This is a genomic window from Bartonella queenslandensis AUST/NH15, assembly GCF_000312585.1.
Classification (GTDB): domain Bacteria; phylum Pseudomonadota; class Alphaproteobacteria; order Rhizobiales; family Rhizobiaceae; genus Bartonella; species Bartonella queenslandensis_A.
Genome location: NZ_HE998400.1, coordinates 1 through 497 on the forward strand (window position 1 = coordinate 1; position 497 = coordinate 497).

Annotated in this window: 1 protein-coding gene; it reads left to right on the forward strand. The window is 34.4% G+C overall.

Annotated elements, in window-relative coordinates; all coding sequences use genetic code 11:
- A partial coding sequence (locus tag BN338_RS10490) for a tyrosine-type recombinase/integrase (protein ID WP_039762461.1) occupies positions 1 to 410 on the forward strand: 410 nt, incomplete at its 5' end.
- Positions 411 to 497: the final 87 nt, after the last annotated feature.

The following is a 497-nucleotide window of genomic DNA, read 5'->3' on the forward strand; positions in this document are numbered from 1 at the left end:
GCATTGGTTGGAAAGATGTAAAAGATAATATCATTCATCTCAAAACAGAAAAGAGCCAATTTAAAACAGATGTTTTTCTACCTATTTTACCAAAACTCGCACAAACTCTTGAAATTGGTCCCATAGGTGATGAAACATTTATTTGTGGTAAAAGAGGTACAAAATTCACCAAGGAAAGCTTTGGACATGCGTTTTTAAAAGCATGTACCCAAGCAGGTATCAAAAAATCAGCGCATGGCTTAAGAAAATTAGCAGCGACACGCGCAGCAAATTCTGGAGCAACAGTATCACAACTTAAAGCACTTTTTGGCTGGACAGATGACAGTATGGCATCTCTTTATACAAAGAGTGCAGATCGTAAAAAGCTCGCAATAGAGGCAATTAAAAAACTTCAAAAAGATGAGGGATAGAGGCAAAAAAACATAATAGAATCAATAATCTTTAAATTCCCTCATATTTACTCAATACATTTGATTTTATTGTAATATAATATGCCC